The sequence below is a fragment of the Alsobacter sp. P4_H11 genome (assembly GCF_056400925.1).
The window spans coordinates 85,520-102,024 of record NZ_JBFUKI010000001.1; the positions used below are offsets into that span (position 1 = coordinate 85,520).

Consider the following 16,505-nt stretch of genomic DNA (forward strand, 5'->3'; position numbering starts at 1 on the left):
ACCACTATAGGTGCACATCGGCCGTCTCAGCCATGGGCGCCGTTGCGGGCGTGGGCTTGAAGCTCAGGGCCGAGCCCATGGCGAGCCGTCACGGGCGTCCCGCAGGGCGGCGCCGCACTAGGTCTTTTCACACCATCGAACAACGGAACTCCGATGAGCGAAACCGCCGGCGTCACTGTTTTCCGCAACTGTGATTGGCTGGTGGCCTGGGACCAGGCCGCCAAATCCCACGTCTATCTGCGCGGCGCCGATTTCGCATTTTCGGGTCAGGATATCGTGCATGTCGGCAAAGGTTATGCCGGGCCGGCCGCGCAGGAGATCGACGCTCGCGACCAGATGATCATTCCCGGCTTCGTGGACGTACACAGCCATCCCGGGCACGAGCCCGGCTGGAAGGGGATGCTCGAGGAGCTGGGGTCGCCCAAGCTCGGCCAGAGCTCGCTGTACGAGTTCATGCCGGTGTTCCAGGTCGGCAAGGAATATACGCGCCCGTGCCTGCGCGTGGCCGTGTCCGAACTTCTGAAAAGCGGCGTGACGACGATCTGCGATCTCGGTCGCCCGCGCGAGACCTGGGCGGATGAATATGCCGAGACCGGCATCCGCGCTGTGCTGTGGGGCATGTTCCGGTCCGGACCGTGGAAGACCACCAACGGCCACTCGGTCGAGTACGATCTCGACTTCGCCGCCGGCGACAAGGCGCTGAAGGACGCCATCGAGATCGCCGACAAGGCGTCGCGGCATCCGTCGGGTCGGATCACCGGCTTTTTTGGTCCGGCGCAGATCGACACGTGCTCCGAGGGGCAGATCCGTGACGCCCTGGCGGCCGCCCGCGAGCGGAACCAGCCCATCCAGATCCATGCGGCGCAGAGCATCGTCGAATTTCAGGAGATCGTGCGTCGCTACGGGGCGACGCCGGTCGAGTGGCTCGACCGCATCGGCGCGCTGGGGCCCGACACGATCATCGGGCACTGCATCTTCCTCAACGATCACCCGTGGATCCACTATCCCCACGCCAACGACTTCGAGATGTTGCGAGACTCTGGCGCCATGGTGGCCCATTGCCCTGTCGTGTTCGCGAGGCGCGGCATCGCGCTCAACACGCTGTCGCGTTATGTGAAGGCCGGAATCCGCTGCGGCATCGGCACGGACAGCTTCCCGCACAACATGCTCGATGAGATGCGCATGGCCTGTTACGCGGGGCGCATCATCGGCGGCAGCTTCACGGCCTCGACTACGCACGACGTGTTCATGGGGGCGACCGCCACCGGCGCGGACATGATCCGCCGGCCCGACCTCGGCCGGCTGGCGCCGGGCTGCAAGGCGGATTTCTCCGTCGTCGACATGCGCAACCCCTACATGCAGCCCGATTACGAGCCGATCCGCAGCCTCGTGTACTCGGCAAACGACCGGGCCATCCGGGACGTCTATGTCGATGGCCGACAGGTGGTGAAGGCGGGCGAAGTCATGCATTTCGACATCGCCGAGGACATCGAGCTGCTCCGGCGGGCTCAAGGCGAGGCGATCGCGGCGGCTCCTGGCCACGATTGGGCTGGCCGCAGGCTCGATCAGCTGAGCCCGCGCGTGTTCCCGATCAGGTACTGAGCGGCAGGGACAAGGGCGCCAGCTTCGCCAGGGGCCGGCGCTGCGGGTCGCCCCGCTCCGCCGCCCGGCAGGCGCGCTTCTGCGCATCCTGCAGCTGGCGGACCGCGCCCTCGACGTCCAGCGTCAGCACGCGATGGTCTCGCACTACCTGTTGCCCGTCGATGAAAACGTCGCGCACGGCGCGCTCGGCGGCGCAGTGAATGAGGTTGCGAAGCGGATCGTGCACCGGCTGCATCGTCGGCTGGTCGAGATCGACCAACACGAGATCGGCCTTGGCGCCAACCGCGATGCGGCCGATGTCCTCGCGGCCGAGCGCCCGCGCGCCGCCCGTGGTGGCGATGTCGAACAGGGTTCCGGTATCCAGATCGAAAACCGACCCCGCCGAAACGCGCGAGCAGATCAGGGCTTCGCGTATCTCTTCCAGCATGTTGAACGGATAGCTGTCGGTGCCGAGCCCGACATTCACGCCGGCGCGGCGATACCCGCCGAGCGTCTGCAGCGTCATCCCGGAGCGCGCGAACGTCACCGGGCAGTGGGCGACATTTGTGCCCGAACGGGCCAGCCTGGCGAGGTCGTCGCGCGTGCGCTGGCGCGTCCAGCCGTGGTGATCCAGAAAGATGCAGTGGCCGATGATGAGGTCCGGGCCGAGCAGCCCCAGCCGCTCCATCATCTGTGGCGCGGTCTCACCGGTGCGGCGCAGCAGCTCCTCGTGCTCCGCCATGGTCTGCGCGCCGTGGATGGTGATGCGGGCGCCTCTGTCGCGCGCCGCGGCTGCCGCTTCCTGCAGCAGCGCCTCCGAACAGGTCTCGATCTGAGAGGGGGCGATGACGCCATCGAGCCGACCGGAGGGATGGGCCTTGGCCTGATCCACCAGGTTCAGCGCCTCCTCGTAGCGGGCCCGCCCGCGAGCCATATCCCACTCGAAGTCCAGCCGGTGACTTCCTTCCATTCGCCAGGCCGCCTCGCGGAAGCCCGGCGCGAGCCAGGCCCGGATGCCGCTCTGAGCGGCGAGCGACAGCCAGTGCGGATGGAAGCCCGCGATGTCGAGGCAGCTGGACACGCCCGAGCGCAGCAGGTCGGCCAGCATCACGATCTGGCAAGCGTCCTTGGCGTCGGCGTCTGCATCAATCAGCGCCGAAAACTCATAGAGCGCATTGCCCCACAGCGCGGCCGACCCGACATCCTCGAACAAGCCCTTGGCGATCGGCTCGTCGCCTGAATGGCAGTGAATATTGACGAGTCCCGGCATGACCATGCTGCGCCGGCCGTCGATGACCACATCGGCCTGACCCGCGTAGGCGGAGCCGACATGGATGATCGTCCCGTTACAGAAAGCGACGTCGACGCCCTGCCGGTAGCGATGCTCGGTCTCTCCGTCGGCGCGGGTGACGGCCCAGTCGCAATTGCGAATAACGGTGACGGGACCGGGCATGCTGGTTGCTCTCGAAGGGTTTCAGGGCGCGGTCGACCATTGGCGAAGCTGCTCTTTCAAGTCAATTGCGGCCGTCGCTAGGGCAGGGTAGGACTGGGCGCGTCCATCGCTGCCTGGGCGCCAGCCTTGAAGATGCGCTTCAGCGTTCGTAAGTCGACCTGCGACGGGCTGCTAGAACGGCGAGTCGATCTCCGCCGCTCGATCTTGCTGTACGGTTCGAGATAGCTCCCGTCCGGCCGGAAGTGCCCGGCGTTGATTTAGGAATGCGTCCACCTACCAGGAATTACAGAAGTTAGCCCAAGCTGGTGTTTACCGCGACCGGCAACGACGGCATGCAATTGGCTGCCCGAAACAGCTTCATGGCGCCTGAGTGCTGAGGGGCGGGCCGATTCCCAGTCAGAAGCGATCTTTCTGTTTGCGCCTGCTCCGGATGCGTAGTGTCGTTCGGTTAAGGTAGTTGCGCGTCCCCGCAACCAAAGCCCCTCAGACGCAAAATGCAAAAACGCCGCCCAACAAAGGGCGGCGTTTTGCGTTCGGGATTAACAGCATCCAAAGCCGCCCTTCCTGGGCGGCTTTGGATGCTCAAACAACAACATTGAGGAGACCTTTGCCCTCGTCGAGCCGGCGAACATTCTCGGCGATCGTCTGCTTGCGCCGCCTGATGGTCCCTTCCGTCCAGCCCGACATGTGCGGCGTCATCACGACGTTCGGCAGGCTCTCGAACGGCAGGTTTCCCGGCATGGGGGTCTGGTCCTCACCGGCCGGATAACGGTACCAGGTGTCGATGATCGCTCCGCCGATCGCGCCGCTCCGCAGGGCGTCGAAGAGCGCCTGCTCGTCGATGACGGGACCACGTCCGACATTCAGGATGACGCCGTCGCGGCGCATGGCGGCCAGTTCAGCCGCGCCGACGATGCCGGTCGTCGTAGCGATGTGCGGCAGCGACACCACGATGGCGTCCGCTGAGCCCATGAAAGCCTCCAGGTCATCCAAACCGTAGCTCTCATCCACGCCGGGTCCCACCGGAACCGGCGTGCGGTTCGCGACCGTCACCCGCATGCCGAACGCCTTGGCGCGCGCCGCGATGGCCTTGCCGATGTGCCCATATCCGAGCAGCCCAATCGTGGTCGAGCCAAGCTCGGTCCGAAGCCCGGTAGGGCGTCCGGCCCAATAGCGCCAATCGCCCTTGCGCAGGCGCGCGTCGGCGTCCGGCAACGGAACGTGTCGCAGCAACAGCGCCGCCATGACGTATTCGGCGATGGCGTCCTCGTGCCCGAACGCGTTGCAGAGGGCGGCGCCTGGCGGCAGCCTGTCGCGCTCGATCTGGTCCACGCCGGCTGCCGGCGCCTGGTAGAGGCGGAGGCGTTCGGGCCGGGGCATCGAGGCGTTGAGGCGAATGCCCACGATCATTTCGGCAGTACGGAAGTGCTCGCGCTCTGCTTCCGATTCGAGCGCGTCCGACAGGCTGACAATTTCGTGGCCGCCGTCGATCAACGTTTCGAAGCCGGCGCGGAAGCTCTTGGCGTTCTCGCCGTGGAAGACGATTTTCATGAAAGTACTCCTGCCGCGCCGGGCTGTCGCGCAACTGCGTGGGCTTTCAGATTCAAAGGACGGAGATCATGCCGCCGTCGACATAGATGATCTGCCCGTTAACGTAGTCGGAGGCCGGCGAGGCGAGGAAGACGGCGGCGCCGATCAGTTCCTCGGGCCTGCCCCAGCGGCCGGCCGGCGTGCGCTTCTTCACCCAGGCGTCGAACTCGGGATTGTCGATCAGCGCCTGGTTCATGTCGGTGATCATGTAGCCGGGCCCGATGGCGTTGGCCTGCAGGCCGTGAGCCGCCCACTCGGCCGCCATGGCTCGGGTCAGCATCTTGATGCCGCCCTTGGCGACCGTGTACGGCGCGACCGTCGCCCGGGCGAGCTCGCTGGTGAGCGAGCCGATATTGATGATCTTGCCTCGTCCGCGCGGGATCATCCGCCTGGCGGCTTCGCGGCCGATCACGAAGGCGCTGGTGAGGTTGGTGTCGATCACCCGCCGCCAGTCTTCCGTGGCGAGATCGACCATGGGCTTGCGGAACTGGATGCCGGCGTTGTTAACCAGGATGTCGACCGCGACCCCGCGGGCGTCGAAGTCCGCGAACGCCGCCGTGACGGCGGCCTCGGAGGTCACGTCGAACGCCGCCGCATCCGCCCGGTAGCCAGCCTCAACGAACGCTGCCGAGGTCTCGCGCGTGCGCGCCGGGTCGACGCCGTTGATGATGACGGATGCGCCTGCGGCCGCCAGTCCCTCCGCGATGGCGCGCCCGAGGCCCCGCGACGAGCCGGTGACCAGAGCCGTGCGGCCAGCGAGGTTGAACAGTGCAGGTCCCATGTCCGACTGCCTCACAAGCTGCTGCGGCGAACGGTGAGGTCCGTCCGCTCGAAGACGGCGGGCAGCAGCTCGACGCCCAGGCCCGGTCCCTCCATAGGATAGACGTAGCCGTCCTTGATCACCGGCATGGTGGTGACGAGCTCGTTGTACCAGCCAGTGTAGAAGGCGCGGACGCTTTCCTGGATCAGCGTGTTGGGCTGGCTGAACGAGGCGTGGATCGCCGCGATGAAGCCGACCGGACCGATGCAATCATGCGGTGCGAAGGGGCGATGGTAGGTTTCCGCCATGGCGGCGATCTTGCGGCCCTCCGTGAGGCCGCCCGTCCAGCACAGGTCGGCCATGACCACGTGCGCCGCGCCGCGATCGAGATATTCCTTGTAGGCGTAGCGGGTGCCGAGCGTCTCGCTGGCGCAGACCCAGACATTGGTGGACGCCGCGTATTCGGCCAGCGCCTGCGGGGAGTTCATCCGGATCGGGTCTTCGTACCAGGTCGGCTTGTAGGGCTCGAGCGCCCGCGCGATCTGCATGGCGGCCGGCAGGTTCCACAGCGAGTGGAACTCGACCATGATCTCCATGCGGTCGCCCACCGCCTTGCGGATCTTCTCAAAGGGCTCGGTGGCCTTCTTCATCTGCTCGGCCGAGATATAGAGGCCCTGGTTCTCCTGGGCGGCGGGATCGAAGGGCCAGATCTTCATGGCCGAGATGCCGCTCTCCAGCAGGCTTTCGGCCACGCCGTCGGCGCGGGTCATGAAGCCGACGAGGTCTTCGTACGGTCCCTCGTTGCCGTCGAGGTTCCAGTTGGAGACCGGCTTGATGTTGTTGGACCGCACATAGCGGTAGCCCGCGCAGGTGTTGTAGATGCGCTGCTTGTCGCGGCACAGGCCGCCCAGCATCTGGTGCACCGGCTGGCCGCACACCTTGCCGAACACGTCCCACAAAGCGATGTCGACCGCCGACGCGGCGCGGTGCTCCACGCCGGTTGAGGCCTGCGCCATCGGCAGGTTCAGCATGTCCCTGTGGATCGCCTCGATGTGCAGCGGATTGCGCCCGAGCAGCCGCATCGCCAGCGTGTCGTGGATGTGCGCCTCCACGGCTCCGGCGCCGTAGAAGGTTTCGCCGAGGCCGATGACGCCCGCGTCGGTATGGACGCGGACCCAGAGCACGTTGGCGAATTCCTCGGTGCGCAGCGTCTCGAGAGCTGTGATCTTCATCGCACTAGCCTTTCACGCCGCCGGCGGTCATCCCGCTCACGACGTATTTCTGGACGAACAGGTAGAAGATGATGGCCGGCGCCGTGTAGATCACCGCGATGGACATCACTGTGTGGATCGGCGTGGAGAGCTCGCCGACGAAGCCAGCCAGTCCCACCGAGGCGGTGCGCAGGCTCTCGCTCGACACCAGCGTCTGGGCGAAGACGTACTCGTTCCAGCCGTGAAAGAAGGCGATCACCGATGCGGCCGCCAGCGTCGGGGCGATCAGCGGCAGCACGATGCGCCACACGACGCCGGCCTGGCTGCAGCCGTCGATGCGGGCGGCCTCTTCGATCTCTTCCGGTACGCCGTCGATGGCGCCTTTCAGGATCCACACCACGACCGGCACCGTGAAGGCGGTGTTAGCCAGGATCAGCGCCGACAGCGTGTTGAGAATGCCGAATTGCCCGAACAGCGCGTAGAGCGGCACCACCAGCATGGCTTCGGGCAGCATCTGGGTGGCGAACAGCGACAGCCCCATCACGCCCTTGCCGGCGAAGCGGAAGCGCGACAGCGCATAGGCGGGAAACAGCGCGATCGCGAGCGACAGCACCGTGGTGCCGGAGGCCACGATCAGCGAGTTCAACAGCCAGGTCGCGACCGGCACGGTCCGGAAGGCATCGCTGTACACGCCGGTCTCGCTCCAGGTCGGCCAGAGCCGAGGCGTGGAAGCGAACAGCTCGGACGACGGCGTCAGCGACGTCACGAACATCCAGTAGAACGGGAAGCCGGCCAGCAGCAGCAGGAACAGCACGGCCGTCAGGCGCACGGGAAGCGGCAAGGAGGGCATCGCGTCACCGGGCCTGGAGTTCATACCGGCGGCTCAGCCGGTGGTGGAGCATGGTGATCAGAAACGCGATCGAGAGGCCCACCATGCCGACGGACGCGCCGGCGCCGAGATCGCGATACACGAAGGCGCGGCGGTAGAGGTCGATCACCAGCGTGTTGGTGGAGCCGATCGGGCCGCCCTGCGTCATCAGCCAGATCAGGTCGAAGCGGCGCAGCGACCAGATGGTGATGAACAGGCCGAGGATCATCACGGTCGGCCGGATGGTCGGCCACACCACCGCATGAAAGATCGCCCACGCGCCCGCGCCGTCGAGCGCCGCGGACTCGCGCAGCTCCTTGGGCACGCCCTGCAGGGCCGCCAGGATCACCACCGAGGCGAACGGGAAGATCTGCCAGATCGTGGCGATCAGGATGGCGGCCAGCGCATGCTGGGGCGTGTCCAGCCAGTTCTCGAACGCCTCGAAGCCGAGCAGCCGCTGCGCGTGATTGAACACGCCATACTGGGCGTTGTAGATCCAGCTGAAGATCAGCGCGACCGCCACGGGCGGCGCCGCCCAGGGCAGCGTGACCAGGACGCGCGCCACGGCCCGGCCGGCGAACGGCGCGTCCAGCAGCAGCGCGGCGCCCAGCCCGAAGCCGATCGCCAGCAACACGCAGGCGATCGTATAAACGGCCGTGATCCAGAGCGAATGCAGGAAGTCCGAATTGCCGAACAGCTCGCGGTAGTTGTCGAGGCCGATCCACTTGTGGATGGCGGGCGTCAGCAGCGAGGTCGACGTAAAGCTGAGATAAAGCTCGTTCAGCAGGGGAATGAAGTCGAACACGAGCAGGTAGAGCACGACGGGCGCCATGAACGCATAGGACGTCCATCGAAACGCGAGGGGATTGTCGATCTGGGCGCCGGGGGTCATGGCCGCTCCTGGGCTGGCCCGGCGTCCGCCACGGCGGACGCCGGCTCGAGGCTCGAGGTGGCGTTACTTCTTCATCCGGGCGACCGCGAGGTCCTGCGCCTCGTCCATCGCCTTCTTGGGATCCATTCCGCCCTGCAGCACCTTGAGCACTTGCTCGATGATGATCTGCTGGAGTTCGGGCGTGCGGACCTCGAAGCCGCCGACGAGCTGCGGCACGGCGTTTTCGGTCTGGTCGTCATAGACCTTGAGCCAGGGCTTCTTGGCGAGTTCCTCCGGCGCGCGCGGCACCACGGTGGCGACGCTGGAGGCGCCGAGGATGTCCTGCAGGTCCTTCTGGTTCTCGGGCTGCAGCGCCCACTTCACGAAGGTGAAGGCCGCGTCCTTGTTCTTGGTGTTGGCGTTCACGGTAAGCGGCGCGAGGATCAGGCCCTGCGCGCGGGTCGGGAACGGGGAGGGCGCGGCCTGGAAGGCGAGGTTTGGGGCCTGCTGGTTGAAGATGCCGGCGACGCCGCCGTTGTCGATCTCGATCGCGACCTTGTTCTCCCAGAACATGCGCCGGTAGGTGGCCGCGTCCGCGCCCTTCGGGATCGCGCCGCTGTCGTACATCTTCTTGTAGGCGGCGACGCCCTCGATCACCTTGGGGCTGTTGAGCGTCAGGTTGGTCCCGTCGCTCCAGCGGCCGCCGAAGCCGAACACATAGTTGCACAGGTCCTGCCAGAAGCCGTTGCGCTCGGCCATGGTCGCCCGGTAGGCGTAGCCATAGTTTCCGCCGCCTGTCGCGGCCTTGGTGACCGCCAGAAGCTCGTCGAAATTGGTCGGCGCCTTGCCGTCCTTGAGCAGGGCCGGGTTGTACATCATGACGTAGTTCGAGATCTCGAACGCGACGCCGTAGCGCTTGCCATTGACCTTCAAATAGTCGTTGGGCGCGCTGAACTTGAAGTCGCTGTCCTTGACGAAGTCATCGAACGGCAGGATGCGGCCGGCCGGCACTGCGGCGAAGAAATCGATCGTGTCGAACCGGATCAGGTCCGGGCCGCCGCCGCCGCCCATCTGCGTGAACATGGTGTTCGCGAAAGTCGCGAACGGCATGCCGAGCGTCTGCACCTCGATCTTGGATTGCGACTTGTTGAACTTGTCGACCCAGGCGCGCAGCCGATCGCCGCGGCCGGCCTCCGAGAAGGTGACGCCTGCGAATGAGATCGTCGTCTTGTCCTGCGCCCACGCGGGCTGCATCAGCATGGGCGCAAGCGTGAGAGCCATGGCGGCTCCCGCGACAGCAAGGCGGCGCGACACCTGCAGCATGATCAATCCTCCCGGGGCTTTAGGCGCGCTTGAACATGCACGCTCATCCGTGTGACATTTTGTGAAATATCACTGCTCGTCATGCTATGCAAGTGGCGGGAGATAGCTGGAGCATGAGGATGCCAGGGCAGAAACGCGCTGAGACGGAGCCGCCTCGGCCTGGAGCCGAGTCTCCGGCTCGCGAAATCGACGGGGCGTCGCGCAGCACCGAGAGCCTCTCCGAGATCGCCTATGATCGCATCGAGGACCTGATCGTCCACCGCGTCCTCGCGCCCGGCGCCGGCGTGACCACCAAGGATATCCAGGACGCCGTGAAGGTCGGCCGCACGCCCGTGCATCAGGCCGTTCGCCGCCTCGCGGCCGAAACCCTGATCCAGATCCGGCCGCGCGACGGCCTGATGATCAGCCCAATCAATCTGGAGCGTGACCGACGCCTGCTGCAGTTGCGCCGCGACATGGATCGCTTCGTCATCCGCTCCGCCTCGCGCAACGCGACCGGCAACATCCGCAGCCAGCTTCTTCATCTCAATCACCAGATGAAGGCGAGGCGCGCCGAGATGACCCTGGCGGAGTTCAACACCTACGACAGGCAGCTCGACCGGGCCCTGATGAGCGCGACCGGCGAGCCGTTTCTCGACCGCACGCTACGGCCGCTCCACACCGTGTTCCGGCGCATTGGCGGATTGTACCTGTCGCAGATCGTTGGACCCGAAGGTCTGCTGGACACGATCGATCATCATCTCGATCTCCTGCAAGCGGTGCTGCACGCCGGGGTCGAAGACGCGCTGCGCGCCTCCGATCGGCTGATCGACTACGCCGACAGCATGTTCATCGGCCTCGAAGCCGAAATCGATCCGACCCTGCTGGATGTGCGGCTGGCCGACCATGTCATGCCGAGATAGACCGTTTAGCGGCGGATGTCGTTCAAGCGCTGAAAAACTGTCGCATTGCGGCGATGATCCTGGCGATTTCTGACTGGTCGAGGTGTCCGTGGATCGGCAGTGACATCGTTCTCGCCGCGTGCAAGCAAGCCCGCTCGAATTGGCAATCGGATGCGGGCTCGAACATCGGCTCGCGGTGCAGCGGCCTCGGGTAGTGGATCATCGAAGGCACGCCGGCGCCTGCGAGGTGGCGCATGAGCTCGTCGCGCCGATCGGTGAGCAGAACGAATTTTTGCCACGCATGGGTCGAGCTGGCTTCGATCTCCGGAATTGAGATCGGCAGATCGCGAAAGGCGTCTGCCATCTGCTCCGCCGCCTGCTGGCGCCGACAGAGCCAGATCGGCGCCTTGTGCAGCTTCAACGAGAGCAGGGCGGCCGAGAGGCTTGGGAGTTGCGAGTTAAAGCCGAGACGCACGAAGCGCCCGCCGCTGCGGCCGTGATAGCGCAGCAGCCGGACCTCGTCGGCCAACGCGTCGTCGTCGGTCAGCACGGCGCCGCCGCTCCCCGGTGCGCTCAGCACCTTCATGGGATCGAAGCTGAGCACCGACGCGGCGCCGACGGCGCCCGACCTCCGGGCGCCGAAACAGGCGCCAAACGATTGGGCTGCGTCTTCGATGATGGTTATGCCGTGCCGGCGCCCGAACGCCTCGACGCGCTCCGGATCCGTCATGGAGCCGAAGAGATTGACGAAGAGCATCGCTCGCGTGCGTGGTGAGATCCGCAGCTGCGCCTGTTCGAGATCGAGGTGGCAGGACGGCCCGATATCGACGAACACAGGCCGAGCGCCCGTTCGGAGCACGGCCGCGGCGGTCGCGATAAAGGACACGTCCGGAACGAGCACGTCGTCGCCAGGCCCGATCCCCGATGCGATCATCGCGAAGTAGAGCGCATCCGTGCCCGACCCGACGCACACGGCGTGCTTTCGACCGCAGAACCGCGCGATCTGCTCCTCGAACACGGTCACAGCCGGACCCTGCAGAACGCGTCCGCTGAGGAGAATTTCGGCGATGATCTGCTGAGCTTCGTCGGCGATCTCCGCCGCTTCGCGCCGGATGCCGGCAAAGTCGATGGGTGGGTGAAGCGCGATGCTCATGCGGCGCCCGCACGTCTGCTTGTGAGATGCTGCAAGTAGGCGAGCACGCCGTTCTCGAGGCTGATCTGGGGTCGGAAGCCCAAGATACGTCGTGCTCTGGCGCAGGACAGCGTGCCGCGCCTTGGCGTCTCCTGGTCCACGGTTTTGCGTGCAACGACCATTGATCCCGGCTCGATGCTCAGGACGATCCGGGCCAAGTCGCCAAGCGAGCGGCCCTGGCCGTAAGCAAGGTTGAAAGTTTGCCCCGCTGCGCCCGGGACGGAGCCGGCTAGGTGGAGGCCGGAGACGAGGTCGTCGATATAGGTGAAGTCGATGTGGTTGGCGTCGGGGTTCACCAGTTCGATGGGCGATCGCCGCAGGGCCGCTTCGCAGACGTTCCTCACAACCCGGGGATGGCGCTCGCCTGGGCCATAGACGCCTGTCGGCCGGACCACGACGCACTCGACGTTCGTTCCCGCCAGGAGGCCGCGGGTGATGGCTTCGCCGGCCAGCTTCAGGCCGCCATAAACATTTAAAGGCTGCGTGAAATGGTCTTCATGAGCTTCGTCGTCCACGAAGTCGCCATAGACCATGCTGGACGATACGAAGACGAAACGCTGGATGTCAGCCTGTGCGCGAACCTCGTTCAGGCAGTGCGTGAGACCATGAACCATGGACCGGCAGGCCTCGGCCGGGCGCCGCGCCGCTTCGCGCACCATGGCTTCGGCCGCGAGGTAATAAACCAGGCTCGGTCGTACGTGTGAGAAAGCGGCCCGCAAGGCCATCGGATCGCCGACGTTCCCGCAGATGAAGCTCACATTCGATGTTTGCGCTGGGTCGAAAATGTCCGCATCGGCAAGCCAGTCGGGATCATTGATGTCGAACACAGTGGTGTCCGCGCCCTTGGCGTTCAGAGAAACGGCAAGATGACGCCCAATGAATCCGGCTCCACCAACGATCAGGGCGCGCATACGGTCTCCGAGGAGCTGAAGCACCCAACGCAATAGGGGTGTTACCAAGCATCAAAAAGAATTCGTCTGCAAAACTGAATTCGACAATAGCGCCACGGCGCGCTACGTCCAGAGTTGTCTACGATTTGTCCACTTCAGAGTATTGGCTGCAGCCAGATTTTGTTCATGATGAAGCTGCAGGATGAAGATGATCAAGCGATTCATACTTCTAACCACCGCGGTACTCGGCCCGACCGGGCGAGCAAGCTACCGGGACATGGTCGCCAGCGTCGGACAGACGCGCTCGGCCGAACATGCCTGGGACATCGTCGTCATTTGCCTGTTCCAGCGCGCTTCCGCCGACGCGCGGATCGCCATCGAAGCGGATCTGCCCAAGGCTGTCGTGCCGCTCTATTCGGATGAAGCCATGGGCACCGCCCAGGCGCGAAATGTCGTGCTTGGGTGTTTGAGCCAGCATCGCGCAGGATTTCAGGACGATGAGATCATCGTCGGCATTCCGGATGACGACGTGATTTTCTCGCCCGGTTTCTTCACCGGGCTCGCTGCGCTGTTTGACCCGAGCCCGGACCTGGATTTCGTCGTTGTCGGGTCGGGCGATCCCCCGAGCGGGGAGCCCTTTCCGTCCAGCCCAGAGCCTCTGTCCACCTACCAGCTCGTGCGGCGTGCAACCTCCAACACGGCCTATTTCCGGGCCGGCCTGCTGCGCCGCCCTCGGTCTTTCGACACGCGGCTCGGGCCGATGACCCCGACCGAAGGCGGCGAGGACTCCGAGTTCCTTTTCGCGCTGGCCCGGCGCAGCCGACGCCTGGGATTGGTCCCGGGCGTCTACGTCCGGCACCGGCCCGAGACCATTCAGCATACCGCGCGATACTTCATGGGAAGCGCTCTGGCGCTGCGCTCCCACCTTGGCTGGAATGCGACGATCAAGCTCGTCTTCCTTCGCAAGATGATGGTCGGGGTCTATCTGGTTCTCACGGGGCGCATGCCGCTCGGGCGGCTCTGGCGGACAATGGTCCGGTGCGTCATCTGGCGCTCTCACTGAAACCAGCGCTCGTGCTCGTACCGCCACCGGCGCATTCTGCGCGTGGCCCTCTCGACGAAATTTGCCGCCCGCGAGCGCAATTCGTCGCTCCGGTCGACCTGCAGGCTTTGCCCATCGGTCACGCGCGAGAAGTAGAAATTTGGCACTCGCTTCATATCCCGCATCGGCCGGTGGTAAACCGGGCACAATGACGGCGCCTGCGGCGGGACGATCCAGGACCATTTCGACGACGGAGTGCGTCCGGCCGACAACTCCCGCTTCTCGAACTCGACATATTGCTCGCTGGCCTGATGATGATCGAGCATCGTCACGTTTGCTGCGCGGAACGAGTGCAGCACGGCCCGATTGAGCTCCAGCGCGACCTCGTCCTGCCACAGCGGGATCGCGGCGTAATCGGCCGTGCCGAACCACTTCACGGCGACGGCACGCAGCAGGTCATATCGACGCTCGTCGGTAAAATTCCGTGAGGCGATCTCTGTGCCCATGTAGAAGCCGTTGAACGGCGCGCACGGGTATTCGACCCCGCCGATCGACAACACCATGTTGGTGACAAGGGGAACCGCATACCATTTCAAGCCGAGTTCGCTGAAAGCCGGGCAGGCCGGGTGGGTGATCGCCACTTCGTGCACGGCCTCCGGCGGCAGCGGGTAGAACCGCTTGCTCCCGGAGTTGTCGCTCAGGATGAGAGGCAACAGGTCGAATGACCCCGGCTCGACCGGCGGCTTCCATCCCAGCGCCCGTGCGGTGCGGGTGATCTCGACATTCTTGCCGTCGCCGACGATGCGCCTGCCCGGAGCCTGGTAGCCGGCATACTGGAGGGCCTGGGGGCTAAGCGAGTAGCTATTCTGGAGATCCGCCGTCTCGGGCGCGAAGATCGTGATCCGGGATCGGATTTTTCCGGCCGAACAGACCTCGCCAAGGTGGCGGAAGATCTCTGCCGCGATTTCGTCGGGATGCCTGACATGCCGGCGATCGACGACCTCCAGGGATTTCCAGAACAGCCTGCCGATGCATTTGGCGTGATTGCGCCAGGCCAGCCGCGCCCCGAAGGCGAGTTCCTCCGGCGTATGCGTGTAGGTCCCGGTTTGTCTCAGGCTTTTCTTCACTTCGCCCAATCGTGCGGTCAGGGACGAGGAGGGCAGATCCGCTTCCTGATAAAAGGACTTCAGAAACGCAACCGCCTCCTCGCGGCGCTGGCCATCCGTGATCTGGCGCAGGCGACGGCCGAGCGGGCCGGTTCTGACGGGTTGCCGGCCAAACACCGCGAGACCTCACATCAATCCGTCGAATGCACGGGCCGACCCGCGCAGCGGTTTGCGGTTGATTTCGTGAACATTCGCCAGAACGCGCGATTTCGCCTTGCGGTAGGCTTTGCCGAAGCCGTCCGGATTGACGTATTGGGCCCGGCCTTTCCGGTAGTCCCAATTCTTGATCGAAAGATTGGCCGGACCCCGACCGCTCGCGATGTCGCGGTAAACGGGCGTGCTCTCGTGCAGTGAAAACTCGTTGTAGCGGAGCCGATCGATATAGGCCTCGTTGCGCTCCAGGAACGCCGCCGTGAGCTCCATGTCCTCGGCTGTTTCTCCGGGATAGCCCTTGATCATCGTGCAGCGCACGCTGATCCCGGCCGCGTGCGCATCGCGGATGAACTGCTCGTTCTTCTCGATCGAGCTGCCTTTGCGCATGAGATCGAGCAGGCGCTGGCTGCCGCTCTCCAGGCCAAAGCTGACGCGCCTCATCCCGGACGCGGCCGCCTTCTTCAGGTCCTGCCTGGACAATCCATTGTCGCGCCGAAGATCGACATGAACGGTCCCGACCCACTGGGCGCCCGGCACTTCCCTCTGGATGTTCTCGGTGAGGCCGCGGAAGAGGCCGGGATTGGAGTTCAGCTTCAGATCGATGAAGAGGAAGTTGTTGGTCTCGTTCACGCGCGCTTGTTCACGCAACTCGCCCAGAACCGCATCGACGGACCGGGTGCGGAACGTGCGACCGCTCACCGACGCGACATCGCTGCAGAACGTGCATTTGTCCCACTGGCACCCGCGCGTCGCCATCACCGGGACCACGCGGAACCGATAACGGTGCCAAGGAAAATCGGAGAAGTCCGGAACCGGAAGGTCGTCGAGGCCTCTCAGAGGCGCCGCAGGGCTGGACCGCCGCCCATCCGGCAGCGTGACGCCCGGAAACTGCAGGAGGTCGCCGCCGCGCCGCAGCGTCGCCAGAATGTTCGGCAACGAGAAGTCGACCTCGCTGCCGACGATTGCGGTCAGGCCCGGGATGCCACGCCAGGCGTCCACGGTGTTCTCGAAGTTGAACACCGGCCCGCCGAGAAGCACCGGAATGTTCCGCTCGCGCGCCTGCGCCGCCAAGGCCACGACGGTGTCGTAGTGCTGCAGGTAGGCAGACAACAACAAGACGTCAGGACGCTGGTCGAGCTTTGCGGCGACTTCCCGGATCACCTTGCTGCGTGTCCGGTTGCCCCACGCCCAATGGGCCGAGCGCGCCAGGTCACGGATGGGACGGACCATCGGGGCGGTCGAGAGATGCAGGCGCCGGATGAGATCGTCGATCTTGGTCTCGGGATATTCCCGTTCAGCCGCCGGAACGTCGAATTCCAGTGGACACAAAACATCAACCTGCCATGCCGCATTCCTCAATGTTGCGACGAGAAGCCCGATAGCAAGAGTGGGGAAGGTCGAGAAATTATTGAGATCTACCAACAGCGCGCGGCCAGGAAAATCGCATAGCTGTTCAACATTTGTTTGTTCGTTGGCAGAAAGCATCTATCGCTACCTCTTCGATAGCGGGAAAATACGCATCTG

At 65.0% G+C, this 16,505-nt stretch carries 14 protein-coding genes; 3 read left to right on the forward strand and 11 right to left on the reverse strand.

Translation table 11 applies throughout. The features are described from left to right. Window positions 1-153: 153 nt before the first annotated feature. Window positions 154-1,602 (forward strand): amidohydrolase family protein, encoded by a 1,449-nt coding sequence (locus AC1DSZ_RS00355; protein WP_476836417.1) that lies wholly within the window; start codon window positions 154-156, stop codon window positions 1,600-1,602. On the opposite strand, the gene AC1DSZ_RS00360 is transcribed toward AC1DSZ_RS00355, so the two are convergent. From AC1DSZ_RS00360 to AC1DSZ_RS00390, 7 genes are all read right to left on the reverse strand, one after another. Continuing rightward, window positions 1,592-3,034, reverse strand: coding sequence for an amidohydrolase family protein (locus tag AC1DSZ_RS00360; RefSeq protein WP_476836418.1), 1,443 nt, complete (start codon window positions 3,032-3,034; stop codon window positions 1,592-1,594). The two genes, AC1DSZ_RS00355 and AC1DSZ_RS00360, sit on opposite strands and share 11 nt — an antisense overlap. 582 nt (window positions 3,035-3,616) lie before the next feature. After that, complete coding sequence (locus tag AC1DSZ_RS00365; protein WP_476836419.1) at window positions 3,617-4,585, reverse strand: 2-hydroxyacid dehydrogenase; 969 nt, start codon at window positions 4,583-4,585, stop codon at window positions 3,617-3,619. Between the two features lie 52 nt (window positions 4,586-4,637). Beyond that, window positions 4,638-5,405: an SDR family oxidoreductase gene (locus tag AC1DSZ_RS00370; protein ID WP_476836420.1), complete on the reverse strand. Its 768-nt coding sequence runs from the start codon at window positions 5,403-5,405 to the stop codon at window positions 4,638-4,640. A gap of 11 nt (window positions 5,406-5,416) precedes the next feature. After that, window positions 5,417-6,616 (reverse strand): mandelate racemase/muconate lactonizing enzyme family protein, encoded by a 1,200-nt coding sequence (locus AC1DSZ_RS00375; RefSeq protein WP_476836421.1) that lies wholly within the window; start codon window positions 6,614-6,616, stop codon window positions 5,417-5,419. 4 nt (window positions 6,617-6,620) lie between these two features. Then, a complete protein-coding gene (locus AC1DSZ_RS00380; protein WP_476836422.1) occupies window positions 6,621-7,436 on the reverse strand; it encodes a carbohydrate ABC transporter permease in 816 nt (271 codons plus the stop codon). Between the two features lie 13 nt (window positions 7,437-7,449). Then, a complete protein-coding gene (locus tag AC1DSZ_RS00385; RefSeq protein ID WP_476836423.1) occupies window positions 7,450-8,355 on the reverse strand; it encodes a carbohydrate ABC transporter permease in 906 nt (301 codons plus the stop codon). A 63-nt stretch (window positions 8,356-8,418) separates the two neighbouring features. After that, on the reverse strand, window positions 8,419-9,657 hold the full coding sequence (locus AC1DSZ_RS00390) for an ABC transporter substrate-binding protein (RefSeq protein WP_476836424.1): 1,239 nt from the start codon (window positions 9,655-9,657) through the stop codon (window positions 8,419-8,421). Window positions 9,658-9,776: 119 nt separating this feature from the next. On the opposite strand from AC1DSZ_RS00390, the gene AC1DSZ_RS00395 reads away from it, so the two are divergent. Further along, a complete protein-coding gene (locus tag AC1DSZ_RS00395; RefSeq protein WP_476836425.1) occupies window positions 9,777-10,559 on the forward strand; it encodes a GntR family transcriptional regulator in 783 nt (260 codons plus the stop codon). A 22-nt stretch (window positions 10,560-10,581) separates the two neighbouring features. On the opposite strand, the gene AC1DSZ_RS00400 is transcribed toward AC1DSZ_RS00395, so the two are convergent. Then, entirely contained in the window at window positions 10,582-11,691 is a 1,110-nt protein-coding gene (locus tag AC1DSZ_RS00400) for a DegT/DnrJ/EryC1/StrS family aminotransferase (protein ID WP_476836426.1), read from the reverse strand. Continuing rightward, a complete protein-coding gene (locus AC1DSZ_RS00405; protein ID WP_476836427.1) occupies window positions 11,688-12,641 on the reverse strand; it encodes an NAD-dependent epimerase/dehydratase family protein in 954 nt (317 codons plus the stop codon). Before AC1DSZ_RS00405 ends, AC1DSZ_RS00400 begins: the two co-directional genes overlap by 4 nt. A 181-nt stretch (window positions 12,642-12,822) precedes the next feature. On the opposite strand from AC1DSZ_RS00405, the gene AC1DSZ_RS00410 reads away from it, so the two are divergent. Beyond that, complete coding sequence (locus AC1DSZ_RS00410) at window positions 12,823-13,683, forward strand: glycosyltransferase family 2 protein (RefSeq protein WP_476836428.1); 861 nt, start codon at window positions 12,823-12,825, stop codon at window positions 13,681-13,683. On the opposite strand, the gene AC1DSZ_RS00415 is transcribed toward AC1DSZ_RS00410, so the two are convergent. Then, entirely contained in the window at window positions 13,677-14,945 is a 1,269-nt protein-coding gene (locus AC1DSZ_RS00415) for a nitric oxide synthase oxygenase (RefSeq protein WP_476836429.1), read from the reverse strand. The genes AC1DSZ_RS00410 and AC1DSZ_RS00415 overlap by 7 nt on opposite strands. A gap of 9 nt (window positions 14,946-14,954) precedes the next feature. Further along, entirely contained in the window at window positions 14,955-16,466 is a 1,512-nt protein-coding gene (locus AC1DSZ_RS00420) for a B12-binding domain-containing radical SAM protein (RefSeq protein WP_476836430.1), read from the reverse strand. Between the last annotated feature and the right edge of the window lie 39 nt (window positions 16,467-16,505).

Bases quoted from the DNA above. Each gene is read 5' to 3' on its own strand.
- AC1DSZ_RS00375 (WP_476836421.1), bottom strand. From the start codon at position 6,616: ATGAAGATCACAGCTCTCGAGACGCTGCGCACCGAGGAATTCGCCAAC.
- AC1DSZ_RS00360 (WP_476836418.1), bottom strand. From the start codon at position 3,034: ATGCCCGGTCCCGTCACCGTTATTCGCAATTGCGACTGGGCCGTCACC.
- AC1DSZ_RS00355 (WP_476836417.1), top strand. From the start codon at position 154: ATGAGCGAAACCGCCGGCGTCACTGTTTTCCGCAACTGTGATTGGCTG.
- AC1DSZ_RS00405 (WP_476836427.1), bottom strand. From the start codon at position 12,641: ATGCGCGCCCTGATCGTTGGTGGAGCCGGATTCATTGGGCGTCATCTT.
- AC1DSZ_RS00400 (WP_476836426.1), bottom strand. From the start codon at position 11,691: ATGAGCATCGCGCTTCACCCACCCATCGACTTTGCCGGCATCCGGCGC.
- AC1DSZ_RS00410 (WP_476836428.1), top strand. From the start codon at position 12,823: ATGAAGATGATCAAGCGATTCATACTTCTAACCACCGCGGTACTCGGC.
- AC1DSZ_RS00370 (WP_476836420.1), bottom strand. From the start codon at position 5,405: ATGGGACCTGCACTGTTCAACCTCGCTGGCCGCACGGCTCTGGTCACC.
- AC1DSZ_RS00395 (WP_476836425.1), top strand. From the start codon at position 9,777: ATGCCAGGGCAGAAACGCGCTGAGACGGAGCCGCCTCGGCCTGGAGCC.
- AC1DSZ_RS00365 (WP_476836419.1), bottom strand. From the start codon at position 4,585: ATGAAAATCGTCTTCCACGGCGAGAACGCCAAGAGCTTCCGCGCCGGC.
- AC1DSZ_RS00420 (WP_476836430.1), bottom strand. From the start codon at position 16,466: ATGCTTTCTGCCAACGAACAAACAAATGTTGAACAGCTATGCGATTTT.
- AC1DSZ_RS00385 (WP_476836423.1), bottom strand. From the start codon at position 8,355: ATGACCCCCGGCGCCCAGATCGACAATCCCCTCGCGTTTCGATGGACG.
- AC1DSZ_RS00390 (WP_476836424.1), bottom strand. From the start codon at position 9,657: ATGCTGCAGGTGTCGCGCCGCCTTGCTGTCGCGGGAGCCGCCATGGCT.